This is a genomic window from Tessaracoccus lubricantis, from assembly GCF_039544535.1.
In the GTDB taxonomy this organism is placed as follows: domain Bacteria; phylum Actinomycetota; class Actinomycetes; order Propionibacteriales; family Propionibacteriaceae; genus Arachnia; species Arachnia lubricantis.
The window spans coordinates 1-14,886 of sequence record NZ_BAABLV010000001.1; the positions used below are offsets into that span (position 1 = coordinate 1).

General features: G+C 70.7%; 17 protein-coding genes. 6 read left to right on the top strand and 11 right to left on the bottom strand.

Going from position 1 to position 14,886, the window contains the following annotated elements; all coding sequences use genetic code 11:
• The coding region (locus tag ABEA30_RS00005) for a DUF7507 domain-containing protein (RefSeq protein ID WP_345577103.1) at positions 1-1,551 on the top strand (1,551 nt) is incomplete at its 5' end.
• 136 nt (positions 1,552-1,687) lie between these two features.
• On the opposite strand, the gene ABEA30_RS00010 is transcribed toward ABEA30_RS00005, so the two are convergent.
• Complete coding sequence (locus ABEA30_RS00010) at positions 1,688-1,978, bottom strand: hypothetical protein (protein WP_345577106.1); 291 nt, start codon at positions 1,976-1,978, stop codon at positions 1,688-1,690.
• A 3-nt stretch (positions 1,979-1,981) separates the two neighbouring features.
• Positions 1,982-2,518: a hypothetical protein gene (locus ABEA30_RS00015; RefSeq protein ID WP_345577109.1), complete on the bottom strand. Its 537-nt coding sequence runs from the start codon at positions 2,516-2,518 to the stop codon at positions 1,982-1,984.
• A gap of 49 nt (positions 2,519-2,567) precedes the next feature.
• Here ABEA30_RS00015 and ABEA30_RS00020 point away from each other — a divergent pair, with 49 nt between their 5' ends.
• On the top strand, positions 2,568-3,863 hold the full coding sequence (locus ABEA30_RS00020; protein WP_345577112.1) for an MFS transporter: 1,296 nt from the start codon (positions 2,568-2,570) through the stop codon (positions 3,861-3,863).
• On the opposite strand, the gene ABEA30_RS00025 is transcribed toward ABEA30_RS00020, so the two are convergent.
• Positions 3,864-5,642, bottom strand: coding sequence for a bifunctional metallophosphatase/5'-nucleotidase (locus tag ABEA30_RS00025; RefSeq protein WP_345577115.1), 1,779 nt, complete (start codon positions 5,640-5,642; stop codon positions 3,864-3,866).
• A gap of 92 nt (positions 5,643-5,734) precedes the next feature.
• Positions 5,735-6,436 carry an MOSC domain-containing protein gene (locus tag ABEA30_RS00030; protein WP_345577118.1) on the bottom strand — a complete coding sequence of 234 codons (702 nt, stop codon included), beginning with the start codon at positions 6,434-6,436 and terminating at the stop codon, positions 5,735-5,737.
• Between the two features lie 34 nt (positions 6,437-6,470).
• Here ABEA30_RS00030 and ABEA30_RS00035 point away from each other — a divergent pair, with 34 nt between their 5' ends.
• A complete protein-coding gene (locus ABEA30_RS00035; protein WP_345577121.1) occupies positions 6,471-6,947 on the top strand; it encodes a nucleoside deaminase in 477 nt (158 codons plus the stop codon).
• A 231-nt stretch (positions 6,948-7,178) separates the two neighbouring features.
• Complete coding sequence (locus tag ABEA30_RS00040; RefSeq protein WP_345577124.1) at positions 7,179-7,661, top strand: DUF4395 domain-containing protein; 483 nt, start codon at positions 7,179-7,181, stop codon at positions 7,659-7,661.
• On the opposite strand, the gene ABEA30_RS00045 is transcribed toward ABEA30_RS00040, so the two are convergent.
• From ABEA30_RS00045 to ABEA30_RS00060, 4 genes are all read right to left on the bottom strand, one after another.
• Positions 7,662-9,404 (bottom strand): SulP family inorganic anion transporter, encoded by a 1,743-nt coding sequence (locus ABEA30_RS00045; protein WP_345577127.1) that lies wholly within the window; start codon positions 9,402-9,404, stop codon positions 7,662-7,664.
• Between the two features lie 85 nt (positions 9,405-9,489).
• Positions 9,490-10,056 carry a mycothiol transferase gene (locus tag ABEA30_RS00050; RefSeq protein ID WP_345577130.1) on the bottom strand — a complete coding sequence of 189 codons (567 nt, stop codon included), beginning with the start codon at positions 10,054-10,056 and terminating at the stop codon, positions 9,490-9,492.
• Between the two features lie 53 nt (positions 10,057-10,109).
• Complete coding sequence (locus ABEA30_RS00055; protein ID WP_345577133.1) at positions 10,110-10,583, bottom strand: SRPBCC domain-containing protein; 474 nt, start codon at positions 10,581-10,583, stop codon at positions 10,110-10,112.
• Positions 10,580-10,921: an ArsR/SmtB family transcription factor gene (locus ABEA30_RS00060; protein ID WP_345577136.1), complete on the bottom strand. Its 342-nt coding sequence runs from the start codon at positions 10,919-10,921 to the stop codon at positions 10,580-10,582. The genes ABEA30_RS00055 and ABEA30_RS00060 overlap by 4 nt, the downstream gene beginning before the upstream one ends.
• Before the next feature lie 79 nt (positions 10,922-11,000).
• On the opposite strand from ABEA30_RS00060, the gene ABEA30_RS00065 reads away from it, so the two are divergent.
• On the top strand, positions 11,001-11,696 hold the full coding sequence (locus ABEA30_RS00065; protein WP_345577138.1) for an aspartate/glutamate racemase family protein: 696 nt from the start codon (positions 11,001-11,003) through the stop codon (positions 11,694-11,696).
• Positions 11,697-11,698: 2 nt separating this feature from the next.
• Positions 11,699-12,520: an ERCC4 domain-containing protein gene (locus ABEA30_RS00070; RefSeq protein ID WP_345577140.1), complete on the top strand. Its 822-nt coding sequence runs from the start codon at positions 11,699-11,701 to the stop codon at positions 12,518-12,520.
• 64 nt (positions 12,521-12,584) lie between these two features.
• Here ABEA30_RS00070 and ABEA30_RS00075 read toward each other — a convergent pair whose 3' ends face one another.
• The 3 genes from ABEA30_RS00075 to ABEA30_RS00085 are packed head-to-tail and all read right to left on the bottom strand — an operon-like array spanning position 12,585 to position 14,885.
• Positions 12,585-13,193 (bottom strand): YdcF family protein, encoded by a 609-nt coding sequence (locus ABEA30_RS00075; protein WP_345577142.1) that lies wholly within the window; start codon positions 13,191-13,193, stop codon positions 12,585-12,587.
• A gap of 34 nt (positions 13,194-13,227) precedes the next feature.
• On the bottom strand, positions 13,228-14,235 hold the full coding sequence (locus tag ABEA30_RS00080) for a DUF2332 domain-containing protein (protein ID WP_345577144.1): 1,008 nt from the start codon (positions 14,233-14,235) through the stop codon (positions 13,228-13,230).
• Positions 14,232-14,885 carry an NUDIX hydrolase N-terminal domain-containing protein gene (locus ABEA30_RS00085; RefSeq protein WP_345577146.1) on the bottom strand — a complete coding sequence of 218 codons (654 nt, stop codon included), beginning with the start codon at positions 14,883-14,885 and terminating at the stop codon, positions 14,232-14,234. Before ABEA30_RS00085 ends, ABEA30_RS00080 begins: the two co-directional genes overlap by 4 nt.
• Position 14,886: the final 1 nt, after the last annotated feature.

The window sequence follows — 14,886 nt, forward strand, 5'->3', positions numbered from 1 at the left end:
ACCCCGCCGGTGGGTGACGATGTGACCGACACCGACGAGGAGGACGTGACCGCGGTGCAGACCCCGGCCATCGACCTGGTGAAGACGGCCGACGTCGAAACCTACGACGCCGCGGGCGACGTGATCAGCTACACGCTGACCGTCACCAACACCGGCAACGTGACGCTCACCGACGTGACCGTGACCGACGAGCTGCTCGGCGTGGAGGCTGCCCTCTGCGCGGAGACGCTGGCGCCCGGGGAAGGCTGTGCACTCGTCTTCGAGTACACCGTGACCCAGGCCGACGTCGACGCGGGCAGCGTCTACAACCTCGCCACGACGACGGGCAACCCTCCGGGTGAGACCCCGCCGGTGACGGACGAGGACGACGAGACGGTGCCCGGCGACCAGTTCCCGGCGATCGACATCGTCAAGTCCGCCGACGTCGACTCGGTGGACGCGGTCGGCGACGTCATCACGTACACGCTGACGGTCACCAACACCGGCAACGTGACGCTGACCGACGTCGTGGTCACCGACGAGCTGCTCGACGTCGAGAACGCGCTGTGCGCCGAGTCCCTGGCCCCCGGCGAGCAATGCTCGCTGGAGCTGGAGTACACGGTGACCCAGGCGGATCTGGACGCCGGTGACATCCTCAACGTCGCCACGACGACGGGTACGCCGCCTGGCGACAACCCGCCGCCGAGCGACGACGACGAGGAGACCGTGCCGGTCGGCCAGGCGCCCGCGATCTCGCTGGACAAGTCGGCCGACAAGGCGCAGTACGAGGTGGTCGGTGAGGTCGTTACCTACACCCTGGTGGCCACGAACACGGGCAACGTGACGTTGACCGACGTGGTGATCAGCGACGAGATGTTCGACCTGGTCGACGTGCTCTGCGCCGAGTCGCTGGCTCCGGGGGAGCAGTGCTCGATCGAGTTGAAGCACACCATCAGCCAGGGCGACATCGACGCGATGTTCGTGCACAACATCGCCGTCGTCGAGGGCACCGCCCCCAACGGTGACACCGTCACCGACGAGGACGACGTCCTGGTCGAGGCCCCCGAGGTCCTGGCCCCGGTCAGCAAGATCGAGATCGTCAAGACCGCCGACAAGGCCGGCCCCGTTCGCCTCGGCGACAAGCTGGTCTACAGCTTCAAGGTGACCAACACCGGTGAGGCGACGCTGTCCGATGTCCGCGTCGACGACCCGAAGCTGAAGGCAGCCGGCATCTCGGTGACCTGCCCGGTCACGGTGCTGGAGCCCGGCCAGTCCACCACGTGCACCGCCTCGGCCGCCTACACGGTCACGGCGGCGGACGTGGCGGCGGGCAAGGTCCTCAACGTGGCCACCGTCACGGGTGAGAACCCCGACGGTTCGCCGGTCACGGACGACAGCGAACACCAGGTGCCGGCGCAGCCGACACCGAAGCCGGCGCCCAAGCCGATCGTCAAGAGCGGTGACCCGCTGGGCATGGGGGCAGATTCCAGCCTCGTGCTCACCGGTGTCGCGCTGCTCCTGATGGCCGGTGGGGCTACCGCGATGGCCATGAGGAACCGTCGCCGTAGCTGAGATGTGCGTCTCCGGGACGGGCCTCATCCCCCCGTCCCGTCCCGGAGGCCTGCCGGGTCCGGTTGACGGACACAAGGATCGCCCCCGCGTCGAACACGACGCGGGGGCGTTTCCCCGTTTCAGGCTGGTGAGTGGGTCACTCGTCCACGTGCGTCATCGACACGTTCGTGAGCCGCACCGCCGACATCGACTCGGCGCCCCTGCGCAGCAACTCGGCGATCGCCATGGACGCCACGACGTTGGGTGAGCGGGCCAACAGCTCGTCGAGGTCTGCCCCGGGCGTGCGGCTGCCCTGGTAGCCGATGTCCTCCCCGCGCATGGTGGCGGCGTCGACCCTGTCCGCCAGGTGCTGCCGTCCGATGGCCTTGGCGGCCTCCACGTCCACCACCTCGACGGTGAACTCGAGGCGCATCCGGTGCGTGCTCATGGCTCAGCCCAGGGCGCCGGCGGGGGCCGAGCGTGCGTTCAGCACGCAGCGGCTGGCGTCGGCGGGGATCTCCGTCTCCAGCGTGAAGTCGCGGCTCTCGCCCGCCGGCACGCCGGCCTCCTGGAAGACCTTGACCGACAGCGAGCTGCCGCTGCCGTCCTTGCCCAGCCAGATGACCGCGACGACCACGTCGCGTGCCTCGTCAGCGGAGTTCGTCACGGTGCCCGTGGCGCTCACTGCACCGGCCTCGAGGCCGCACTCCTTGAGGTCCACGTCGGAGGCGATGCCTGCCTCCTCGGCGCCCAGCGTGGGGATGGTCTCACGCTCACCGTGTGCGATGGGCGACGGCTCGACGGCCGGGGTGCTGCTCTCCGTGGGTTCGACGGACGGCGCCTCGGTTCCGGTTGCGCTCGTCGAGCCTGTCGGGGTGTCGGGTGACGGGCTCTGCTCCCCTGTGCCGGTGCATCCGGTGAGGATCAGCCCGGATAGTGCCACGGCTGCGAGCGTCGTGCGGAAGTCCATGTCAGTGCCCCATTTCATCAAAGGTTCCGTCGGGCCTCACACTACTGCACGTTGTACTCTCACCGTCGTGAAGAGTTCAGGGGCCCGGAGGGCGGGGTTGGTCAGGAAGTTCCGCGGCCTGTTCGCCGACACCAGGCCCCTGCAGACCCCCGATTTCCGCCGCCTCTGGACCGCCAACATCGTCACGGTCATCGGTGCGCAGCTCACCGTGGTGGCCGTGCCGGCGCAGATCTACTCGATCACCGGGTCGTCCGGCATGGTGGGCCTCACCGGCCTGTTCGGCCTGGTGCCGCTGGTCGTGTTCGGTCTGTGGGGCGGGGCGCTGGCAGACCACATGGACCGACGTCGGCTCCTCGAGGTCACGACGCTCGGGCTGGTGGTCACCTCTGCGCTGTTCTGGCTGCAGGCGTTCCTCGGGCTCAACGACGTGTGGTTGCTGCTGGTGCTGTTCGCGCTGCAACAGGCGTTCTTCGCCATCAACCAGCCCACCCGCACCGCGATCCTGCCGAAACTGCTGCCCGCGGGCCAGTTGCCGGCGGCCAACGCGCTCAACATGACGGTGATGTCGGCCGGCGCCATCGCGGGGCCACTCGTGGGCGGCGCGCTCATCCCGGTGCTGGGCTACTCGTGGCTGTACCTGCTCGACACCGCCACGCTGTTCGCCACGCTCTACGCCGTGTGGAAGCTGCCGCCGCGGCCCATCGACAATCCGCAGGGGGCGCCCGGCCTGCGCTCGGTGTGGGAGGGCCTGGTCTACCTGGCCGGGCACAAGGTGCTGCTGCTCAGCTTCCTCGTCGACCTCATCGCGATGGTGTTCGGCATGCCCCGCGCCCTGTTCCCGGAGATCGCGCACGAGGCGTTCGGCGGGCCGGTCGGCGGTGGGCTGGAGTTCGCGCTGCTGTTCGCGGCCATCCCTGCCGGGGCCGTGCTCGGCGGCGTCTTCGGCGGCTGGGTCTCGCGGGTCAACCGGCAGGGCGTCGCGGTGCTGTGGGCGGTTGCCGTCTGGGGTGCGGCGATGGCGGCGGCCGGTTTCGCGGTGGGCCTGGCGCCCTGGGCGCCGCGGGCGATGCTCGGTTTCGCGCTGGGGATGCTCATCGTGGGCGGCGCGGCCGACATGGCTTCGGCGGCGTTCCGCCAGACGATCCTGCTGACGGCCACCGACGACGCGCGTCGGGGCCGCCTGCAGGGGGTGTTCATCGTGGTGGTCGCCGGTGGCCCGCGCATCGCGGACGTGCTCCACGGCGGGGCCGCGGAGGTGGCGGGTCCGGCTTGGGCCACGGGCGGCGGTGGGCTGCTGGTGCTGGCCGGCACCGCCGTCGTGGCCCTGCTGTTCCCCGCGTTCCGGCGGTACCGGGCCGGCTGATCAGACGGGGGTGCCGTCGACGGTCAGGCGCCAGTTGTCGACGAAGAAGTCGGCAGGGTCGATGACCTGGTTGGCCACGGCCCAGTCGATCAGCAGCTGGCGGATCTCCTGCATCTCGTTGTAGACCACCGGGGCCGACGCGATGTGCGGGAAGTTGCCGCCGCCGCTGCGCCGGTAGTTGTTGACCGCGACGACGAACTGCTGCTCGTCGGCGACCGCCACGCCGTCGACGCTGATCTCACCGATGCGCGAGCCCACCGGCTGGCTCAGGTCGATCTCGTAGTCGATGCCGGCGAGGATGTCGTAGTTGTAGTCCCAGACCTGCTGGCCCTCGTGGACGACGGAGGTGTGGGCGTCGGGGTCGAAGGTGCCGCCGGTGGGGACCTGCCCGAAGTACTTGGCGGAGTACTCGAGGTAGTCGCGGAGCTCGGCGCCAGTCATGACGACGGCCTCGAGGGTGTTGTCGTAGATGTAGAGGCCGGCCATGTCGCGGATGGTGACGTCGCCCTGCGGGAACACGGCGGTGCGGCTGAACGGGGCGGCGATGCTGAGCACGGGCAGGTCGCCGTACTCGGTGCCGGCCAGGGCCTGCTCCACGGTCTGCGTCTGCACCATCTGGATGTAGTCGATGATCGCGGTGTCGCGGTAGCGGCTCTCCGTGGCGGGCAGCTCGGCCACGGAGGTGGCGATCGTGGTGTTGACGTACTCGACGGTGGTGCTGTGCGCCTCGTCGAGGGCGTCGAGGAAGTCCTCGTCGGGGGCGAAGTCGCGCGAGTAGATGGGCTCGGCGTTGGCGGCGGCGACGGTCCACTGGCCGCGGACCTTCTTCAGGTCGAAGGTCAGGTCGCTGACGCCGGAGGCCCACCAACGGGGCTGGGTGATCAGCACGTCGCGGCCGGTGGCCTCGTTGGTGACGTACTGGACAGGGGCGTCGCGGTGGGTGTGGCCGATGACCATCGCGTCGATGCCGGGCACCTCGCGGGCGATGTCGGCGGCGGGGTTCTCGTCGCCCAGGCCGGTCGCCTCGGTGTCGTAGCTGGACAGGCCGATGCCGGCGTGGCTCAGCACGACGACGATGTCGGCGCCGGCCGCGCGCACCTTCGGCACCCAGTACTGCGCGGCGTCGACCATGTCGTCGATGCGCACCTCGCCCTCGAGGATGCCCTTGTCCCAGATCATCGAGCCGGGCGTGGTGAGGCCAAGGAACCCGACGGTGACCGGCTTGTTGTCGTCGACCTTGCGGGTGACCAACTCGAAGGGCTGGTAGGCGGGCTCGCCGGTGGCGGCGTCGACTACGTTGGCGCCGAGCACCGCGTGGTCGGCCTCGTCGATGTAGGCGTCGAGCAGGTCGAGGCCGTAGTTGAACTCGTGGTTGCCGAGGTTCTGCGCGTCGTAGCCGATCTCGTTGAACGCGTCGGCCATCGGGTGGGTCTCACCCGTGACGGTGACGGGTTCCTGCTTGGCGTAGTACGTCGTCAGCGGCGTGCCCTGCAGGAAGTCGCCGTTGTCGACGACGAAGACCGAGTCCTCGCCACGTTCCTCGCGCACCGAGTCGACGATGCTGGACACCTGGGCCAGGCCGATCTCATGGCCCGCGCGTTCGCTGTAGGGCTGGTTCGAGAAGTAGTTCCAGTTCTGCACGTTTCCGTGCACGTCGGAGGTGGCGAGCACCGTGACCTGGGTGGTCTGCTCGCTGCGGGGGTTGGGGGCTGCGGCGGCTGGGGTCACCAGCGAGACGCCCAGGGTGAGGGCGGCCGCGAGCGCGAGGGGGTTGCGCATGTTTCTCCTTGTGAGAGACGGGTACGGATCTCCGCAGCGTAGGCTCCCGCAGGCTCACCGGCCCCCCACTTCGTCAGGAGTTCAACCAAGCTTCATCCGCTCGTTCCGTTGAGGCGGGCGGAGTCGTCCTCGACCGCCCCGGCCAGCCTCTTCTCCAGCTTCTGCCGCCAGCGCTGCGGCAACTGTTGCGAGGCCAGGAGCCGGCGGGCACCGTCGAGGTCGCGCTTGTCACGGTTCATCACCCGGGCCACCTCGGCGACCGTGGGCTCGTCCGGGCGCTCGAGCAGTTCGACGGCGTCACCGGCGGCGACGGCGCCGGGTTCGAGCACCCGCACGTACCAGCCCGACCACCCCGTCTCCTGCACGTCCAGCACCAGCGAGGGGATGCCCCAGCGCTTGGCCAGCTTCCAGCAGGGCGAGCGGGGCTGGCTGACCTGCACCACCGCGCCGCCGATGCGCCAGGTCTCGCCCAGCACGACGGTGGTCTCGTCCGGGCCTGCGCCGTCGACGTCGGCGAGCGTGAGGTTCTCGAAGAAGCCGCCGTCGGGCATGGCGAGGGAGCGTTCGGCGTGCCAGCGCGGGTAGTGGTGTGCGGCGTAGAGCAGCGCCGCCTTCTCTGGCCCGCCGTGGACGGCGGTGTCGGCCTGTTCGTCGCCGTCGAAGCCGAGCGGGCCGAGGTGCACGGGGCCGTCGATGGCGTGCTTGACGGCGCCGCTGCTGACCTCGCGGCCCTCCCACAGGTGGGTCTGCACGCGGCCCACCCGGACGGCGGCGATGCGGGCGAGGATTTCCATCCCGCCACCATAGGCGCGGGGTAGCCTTCGGGTCATGTTGAGTGCTGACGATCGACGTTTCCTGGCCCGTGCGGTGGAGCTCGCGGAGGATGCGCTCCTGGCCGGCGACGAACCGTTCGGCTCCGTGCTGGTGTCCGCGGACGGGGAGGTGCTGTTCGAGGACCACAACCACGTCGCCGGCGGGGATCACACGCAGCATCCGGAGTTCGCCATCGCGCGGTGGGCGGCCGGCCACCTGACCGAGGCCGAGCGGGCGGCCGCCGTGGTCTACACCTCTGGGGAGCACTGCCCCATGTGTGCCGCGGCGCACGGCTGGGTGGGATTGGGGCGCATCGTCTACGCCTCGTCGTCGGCGCAGCTGGGGGAGTGGCTGGCGGAGCTGGGCTTCGGCCCTGGCCCGGTGGCGCCGCTGCCGATCCAGACCGTGGTGCCGGGCGCCGTGGTGGATGGGCCCGATGAGGAGCTGGCGGCGCGCGTGCGGGCGCTGCACGAACGCCGCGTCGTTTCCTGAGCCAGCCGTCTGCGGCTGGTCGAAGGACCCGGGGGGTTCGCCGTCGCAGGTTTCCTGAGCCAGCCGTCTGCGGCTGGTCGAAGGACCCGGGGGGTTCGCCGTCGCATGTTTCCTGAGCCAGCCGTCTGCGGCTGGTCGAAGGACCCTCGTCCTTATTCCCTCCCCCGCGCACATTCCTCTCTGAGCAGACTCGCTGGCTCCGGGGCGGGTGGGGCGCTTACGCTCCTCGGCATGAGCATCGTCGGATTCCCTGACCCGGTCAACGAGAAGGCGGCGCGTGTCGTCGCCGCCGGCGTCTGTGCGCTGTCCGTGCTGGTGCTGGCGACCGGCTGGCAGTGGCTGCTGCCGCTCATGGCGCTCGGCTTCGGCCTGCGTGTGCTCTCCGGCCCGAGGTTCAGCCCTCTGGGCCTGTTGGCCACCAGGGTGATCGCCCCCCGACTCGGCGAGCCGGTCCTCGTGTCGGGCCCGCCGAAGCGCTTCGCGCAGGGGATCGGGCTCGCCGTGACCACCGTCGCCACCGTCCTGGGGCCGGTCCTGGGCCTGGGCCTGGCTGCCGGTTGGCTCGTGGCGGTGCTGGTGCTGTTCTCGTTCCTCGAGTCGGTGGTCGGGTTCTGCGCGGGGTGCTGGATGTACGCCCAACTGATCCGGGTGGGCGTGGTGCCGGAGGCGAGTTGCGCGAGCTGCGCCGACATCTGGGCGCCGCGCGGCGCCTGATCAGGTGGGGGCCGCGGGCGGGAGGCCCTCGGGCGGTGCGCCGAACTTCGCGGCGTGCCAGCGCACGTAGGCCTGCACCGCCGTCGGCAGCGTGGCGAAGATGTACGACTGCCCCACTTTGTCGATGAAGCCGGTGCGCGCCAGTTGGTCCCTGGTCTCCTGCTTGACGCGCGCCATCGCGAAGGTGATGTCGCGCGCCGCCAGGTTCTCACGCAGTAGCTCCAACGTGTCGACGGCGGTGAGGTCCCATTCGACGTTGGCCTCCGCGTTGAGCAGGAACCAGTGCACGGGCTGTTGAGCCTGGTCGACCGCCCGCTCGGCGCGGGCCAGGAAGTTCTCGGCGTTGGCGAAGAACAGCGGCGAGTCGTAGCGGTAGACCACCAGGCCGGGCACCTGCTGGGCGTCCGGGTAGTCGGCCACGTCGTGCATCCCCGCCAGGTCCGGCGCATAGCCCAGCACACCGTCGTGGGGGTCCGAGATGCGGCGGACGAGGTCGAGGATGGACAGCGCGATGGCGATCCCGATGCCGATCAGGATGCCGAGGGAGAGCACCGCAGCGGTGGTGACGAGCATCAGGACGAGCTCGCTGGTGCGGAAGCGGGCGATGCGGCGCATCTCCGGGAGGTCGACGAGGCGGGTGGCGGCGTACATCACCAGCGCGCCCAGCCCCGCCGTCGGGAACGACGCCAGGACCGGGCCGGCGAACAGGAGCACCGCCACCACGCCGACCAGCGCCACGAGGGAGTGGAGTTGCGTGCGCGAGCCGGCGGAGTCGCCGAGCACGGTGCGTGAGTTGCTCGACGACACAGGGAAGCCCTGCACCAGTCCCGTGAGCACGTTGGCGGTGCCCAGCGCGAGGAGTTCCTGGGTGGCGTCGATGTGCTCGCGGCGCTTCGCGGCGAAGGCGCGGGCGGTGAGCACGTTGTCGGTGTAGCCCACCACCGCGATGCCCAGCGCGAACGGGAGGAGGGCCCAGACGGAGAGGTCGCCCAGCGCGGGCACCCGCAACGCCGGCAGGCCGGTCGGGACGCTGCCGATGGTGTCGATCCCGTGGCGCTGCAGGTCGAACAGCGCGACGGCGGCGGCACCCATCAGCAACACGATGAGCGGGCCCGGGGAGGTGGGGAAGAACCGTCTGGCGAGGAACAGCAGCGCGAGCAGGATGAGGGCCAGCGCCGTCGTCGGGAGGTGGGCGTCCGGCAGCTGCCTGAGGAAGGACCACGCCTCGTCGACGGGGCGCTCGGCGCTGACGTCCAGCTTGGTCACCTTGCCCAGCTGGCTGACGATCATCAGCACGCCGACGCCCGCGAGGTAGCCCACCAGCACGGGCCGGGACAGGAGGGTGGCGAGGAAGCCCAGGCGCAGCACCCACCCGGCCAGGCACACCAGCCCGACCGCGATGGCGAGGACGGCGGCCACCTCTGCGTGCCGGTCTGCGCCCACGGCCCCGACGAGCGCGCCCACGCCGGCGGCCGTCATCAGGGCCGTCGACGCCTCAGGGCCGATGGACAGTTGGCGGGAGGTGCCGAGGACCGCGTACACGGCGAGGGGCAGCAGGATGGCCCACAGGCCCGCGACGCTGGGGAGGCCGACGATGGCGGCGTAGGCCATCACCTGCGGCACCAGGTAGGCCGCCACCGTGATGCCGGCGACGACGTCGCCCCTCAGCCAGCGGCGCTCGTAGTGGCGCAACACCGCCACGCCGGGGAGGTAGTGCTCCCACCCGCGCTGCGTGTCGCCCATGCCCGGAATGTACCGCGCAGGGCATCGCGCTGGTCGGGGTTCGTGGCGCTCGGTGGCCGGCCGATGGGTGCGGTGGCCCACGCGGTCAGGGGCGCCAACCCTCCGGCGGGTCCTCGCCGACGACGCCGTCGACGGCCTCGCGGAGGAGGTCGGCGTGGCCGGTGTGGCGGGAGTACTCCTCGACGACGTCATGCAGCATGCGACGCAGGCTCATCGCCACGCCCCAGACCTCGCCGAGGTGCACGACCTGGTCCAGGCCGCCGTCGAGCAGGGCCTCCTCGAGCCGCTGCCGGGACCGGGCCACGGCCGCGTCGTAGTTGGCGTAGAGCTCCTCGGGGGAGTCGTCGGCGGCAGACCTGAAGGGCCAGTTGCGGTCACCCTCGTCGGAGAAGTCGAGCGAGGCCCACGGCTCGCCGGGGCTGCTGCCGTCGATCGCCCACGTGAACTTCGTGGACTCCACCTCGGTGAGGTGCTTGACGAGGCCGCCGAGGGTGAGGGCGGAGGCGCCGATGCGGGTGTTGAGCGCGGCTGAGTCGAGGCCGCCCACCTTCCAGCGGAAGGTCCATCGCATCCGGTCCAGCGAGCCGAGCAGCTGCTCGCGATCCGTGCCGGCCAGGGGCGGTTCCCAGGGGGTGAGGTCGTCGTCGGCCATGACAGCACACTACGCCGGGCCACCCCTGCTGGGAACCTCCCGCGGCTCGCGGGTCAGGCCGACATGTTGCTGCCCGACTCCAGCAGCGTCTTGAGGTCCGACAGCACCCACGGCCAGCCGCCGCCACCCTGCGCTGGGTCGTGGCCGCCGGCGAACTCGGCGCCGCTGCCGGGGGCTGCGCTGAGGTCGTGCGTGAGCACCACCTTGGTGAGGCCGCCCGGGTACTCGGTGAGTTCCCAGGTGAGGAGGGTGGCTGCGAGGCCCGGCATCCAGGTGGGCTGCCAGGAGAGCGCCAGCCGGTTGGGCGCCTCGACGTCGACCACCTCACCCTCGACGGCGACGTCGCCCATGCCCATCGCCTTCATCTCGTCGGTGGAGAGGTTGCGGTAACGGCCACCGGGCGTCAGTTCGACGTCGATGTCGCCGCCGTAGCCCCACTTGCGGGTGTACTCGGGGGTGGTGATGGCCTCCCACACCTTGTCCTTCGGGGCCTTGATGTAGACGGTGTAGACCTGCAGGTCGCTCATGATGGGTCCTCTTCTTCGAGTTGTCGCTTCAGGTGGAGCAGCCCCGCGGCGATCTCCGCGCGGCCGGTGTACTTGCCGATCCAACGTTCGTGGATCTGCTGGATGGGTACCGGGTTGAGGAAGTGCAGCTTCTGGCGTCCCCGCTTGACGGGGGTGACGAGGTTGGCGGCTTCGAGGATGCGCAGGTGTTTGGCGACCCCGAAGCGCGTCATCTCGACGTGCTCGTTGATGACCTGTTCCAGTTCGCCGAGCGGGCGGCCGTCCCGCTCGAACAGGGCGTCCAGGAGCAGTCGGCGGACCGGGTCCGCCAACGCCTTGAACACCAGGTCGTCGTCCATGACCACACGTTAGGTGACTGTTTGGTCACGTGTCAAGGGGAGTCTGGGCCTGACGTCCGGGCAGTCCTAGGCTGTGGGCATGAGAACCATCGGCCTCATTGGCGGCATGAGCTGGGAGTCCACCACCGAGTACTACCGCATCATCAACCGCGCCGTCGCGGAGCGGCTCGGCGGGCTGCACTCAGCCCGGATCCTGATGGAGTCGCTGGACTTCGCGGGGATCGCTGCGCTGCAGTCGGAGGGCCGGTGGGACGAGGCGGGCCGGGTACTGGCTGGTTCGGCTCGCCGGCTTGCCGATGCGGGGGCCGAGTTGATGGTCATCTGCGCCAACACCATGCACAAGGTGGCCGACGAGGTGGCCCACGCCGTCGACGTGCCGCTGGTCCACGTCGCCGACGCCACCGCACGCGTGGTGCTCGAGCGTGGCTTGGGCCGCGTGGGGCTGCTCGGGACCGCGTTCACGATGGAGCAGCACTTCTATCGCGACAGGCTGGAATCCCACGGGCTCTCGGTGCTCGTGCCGCCGCCCGACGACAGGGCCGAGGTGCACCGCGTCATCTACGACGAGTTGTGCCGCGGGAAGGTACTCGACGGCTCCCGCCGTCGGCTGTTGGAGGTCATCGGGCGCCTCATCGAGGCTGGCGTCGAGGGCGTGATCCTCGGCTGCACCGAACTCGAACTGCTGCTGGACGCCGATGCCGACGGGCCCGTTCCCCTGTTCGCGACCACCCGCATCCATGCCCTGGCGGCAGTGGACGCCGCGTTGGAGGCATGAGGATGGAACTGCTCATCGCCCGGAACCCGGAGGACTCCAGCCTGCCGTACCTGGTGCTGGTGCCGATCGGGGAGGGGATCGTGCTGCGGGTCAAGGACACCTGGCCCAGGGCGTCGAAGATCTACTGCCACCGGCACGGGCTGCCGTGGCCCGAGAACCCCGAGATCGTGGAGTCGCTCCCGCTGCGGTCATGCGTGCAGCGGGGAGCGGCGATCAGCATCGAGGTGGACCGGGCGCGCGAGTCACGCTCGCAGTTCGTGATCACCCAGGCGCGGGGGCGGGAGATGATCTTCTGGCAGTCGGCCCGCACCACCAAGGCGGCCCGGCCCAACGTGGCCCTGCCGACGGCGAGGGCGTCGGGGCTGGCAGACCTGCAGTTCTCCGTCGACACCCGGGAGCGTTACGCGTGGAAGTTCACGCAGCAGCAGGTGTCGACGGTGAAGGAGGCGCTGCCGGTGGGTGACTACGGCGTGAAGGTCCACGGGGAGTGGGCGGCCGTCGTCGAGCGGAAGTCCCTGGAGGACCTCGCGGGGAGCCTGACCACCGGCAAGCTGCGGTTCCGGCTGGAGGCGCTCGCGGAGCTCCCGCGGGCCGTGGTCCTGGTGGAGGACCGGTACTCCTCGATCTTCAAGCTGAAGCACGTGCGGCCGGCGCTGGTGGCCGACATGTTGGCCGAGTGCCAGATCCGCTACCCGCAGGTGCCCGTGATCTTCGCCGAGAACCGGACGTTGGCGCAGGAGTGGGCCTTCCGCTTCCTGGGCGCCGCCGCCCGCGAGGCGCTCGAGGGTGAGGCGGCGGCCGAGCGTTGGGCAGCGGCGGAGTAGGGACTTGGCCCGCCCTCCGAGGCCGTGATCGTGCCCCCGGGAGGTTGTGCGGGGCCAGTTGCGGTCAGGCGGCGCCCGGGAGTCGCGGGTTGCGCCATTCGCGGTAGCGGGCAACCAGTTCGTAGACCATCGTGCCCAACTTCCAGCGCCAGCGCTCCAATGGGCGGAAGTCGGCGGCGGGCTGGAGCTTGCGCGCCAGCTCGGGATGCAGCCGTGCCAGGAACTGGCGGGCGCGCCAGGCGTGCATCGGGTCGGACACCACGCGCAGGACGTCGAACTGGGCCACCAGGGGAGCCGAGTACTCGAGGTTCTGCCACGTGCTGAGCGCCTGCTCCTCGAGCACGATCAGGCTGTCGGGGATGCCCCGGCTGCGGGCGTGGGCCGCCATGGCCGATGCCTCGCTGACGCCTGTCTTCGCCGTCGTGCCGGTGAACACCACCACCTTCACGCGGGGGTTCATGGTGCGGGCGGCGATGTCGACGCGCCAGCGCTGGAGCGGATGGAGCGAGCCGTCGGGGTGAGTTGGGCACCCGAGCACGATGAGCGCCTCGGTGGCGTGCGGCCCCGTGGGCGGGTTGCCGTACTCACGGGTGCTGGCCCAGCAGTGGGCGAGGTCCGGAATCACGCCCAGCAGTACCGCCACTGCCGTAGTCGCCTTGACCCACCGTCGCATGGTGCTCAGCTTAGGCGTGGGTTGGGCTGGGGGCTCACGGAGCACCCCAGTGGACGGAGCGCCCGTGCGCCTGCGCCCAGCCGAGGGGCTCGCCGTCGAGGGCGATCAGGAAGCTCGCGGCCTCCGGCATGGGGCCCAACGACGACGGGTCGAGGCCCGGCACCACGCGCGGGCCCTCCATCGAGACCCAGTGGGCGCCGGAGCCGCGGATCGCGTCGACGACGGCCTGCCTGTCGTCGCGGGAGAGATAGGCCAGGAACGCGGAGTGGACGATCACGGGCGTGGCAGAGGGCGCCTGTTGGCGGACGGTGTCGACGGCGGCCGAGATCACCGTCGCCGGGTCCTGCGTCAGGTCCGCCCTGGTGATCCGCGGCCGGACCTCGGCGGCGACATGCAGGGCCGCCGCCAGTCGCTCCTCACGATCCTCCTCCCCGGGCCAGACCAGGGCCCGCAGCCAGCGGCGGGTGTCGGGATCCGTGGGGTCCAGCGGGTTGAGGTCGACGCCGGCGCGGGCGGCGACGGTGAGCTCCCGCGGGTCGCCGGGTGGTGCGCCGGTGACGCGGCAGGGGAACTCCGGGGCGTCGGGTGCTGCGGCCGCCGAGCGGATGGGGTCGCCGTCGTGGGAGTACGCGTAGCGGTCCGGGAGTAGACACAGCCCCGCAGAGGCGCCGAGTTCCACCAACGCGATCGGCTGGGGGAGGGAAGCCAGCACCGGGGCGACGACGGCGCACCGCCCCGGCTCGTTCGTCTGGGTCGTGCGGCTGAGGACGATGCGCTCGACCTCCGCCCAGTTGTCGTCGAGCCACGCGACGAACGCGGCTCCCGGCTCCGTCGGGCCGCCGAGGAACCGCAGCGCCGCTAGGAAGCGGTTGGGTTGCCGCGCCTGGCCCGGGAGGTCATCGAGGCGACTGTGTACCTCCGGCGTCCGCGCGATCCACCGCGACAGCGCCTCCCACGTGGGGGACGTGGCGGCGGTCTCGGTGGCGAACCACTCGTAGAGCCGCCCGACGGGCTCGGTCTCGAGGAATCGGCTGCCCCTCACGCCTCGTCCAACTCCGCTGGGCCGGGGTTCTCCCAGTGGCGGTGCAGGAGCGCGATCTGCTCCGGCAGGATCCGCGAGGTGGACAGCTCAGGCAGGTCGTCGACGGCGAACCACCCCAGCTCGCTGGTCTCGTCACTGCGGTACGCCAGGTCGACGGGGGCGAGGGCATCGCAGACGAACAACATCTTGTAGCAGTGGTGGTCGAGGGGCGGTTGGTGGCCCCAGACCCCGCGGTCGAGGACGGCGGCGAGGTGCCTCGCCCTGACGGCCACGCCCGCCTCCTCGAGGACCTCGCGCTCGATCGAGCCGCGTGGCGTCTCACCGATGTCGCACCACCCGCCGGGCAGGGTCCAGAGGTCGTCGTCGAGGATCTCGCGCACCAGCAGCACGCGGCCGTCGTCGTCGAACACGGCACCGCGCACGTCGATCTTCGGCGTGGTGTACCCCGCCGTCGAGGCGACCTCCCGGCTGAAGGGCGGCAGCTCGTCGCGCGAGACCAGTTGCAGGAGGTCGCGCCCGATCTCCGCGACGCGGTGGAAGCGCTCGATGTCGAAGCGGTCGGTGCAGTAGGCCAGCGCGCTCTGCGAGATGGCGGTCAGCTCCATCGCGATGCGGTGCAGGTCCTCCGACTCTCGGTTCAGGCCAGCCACT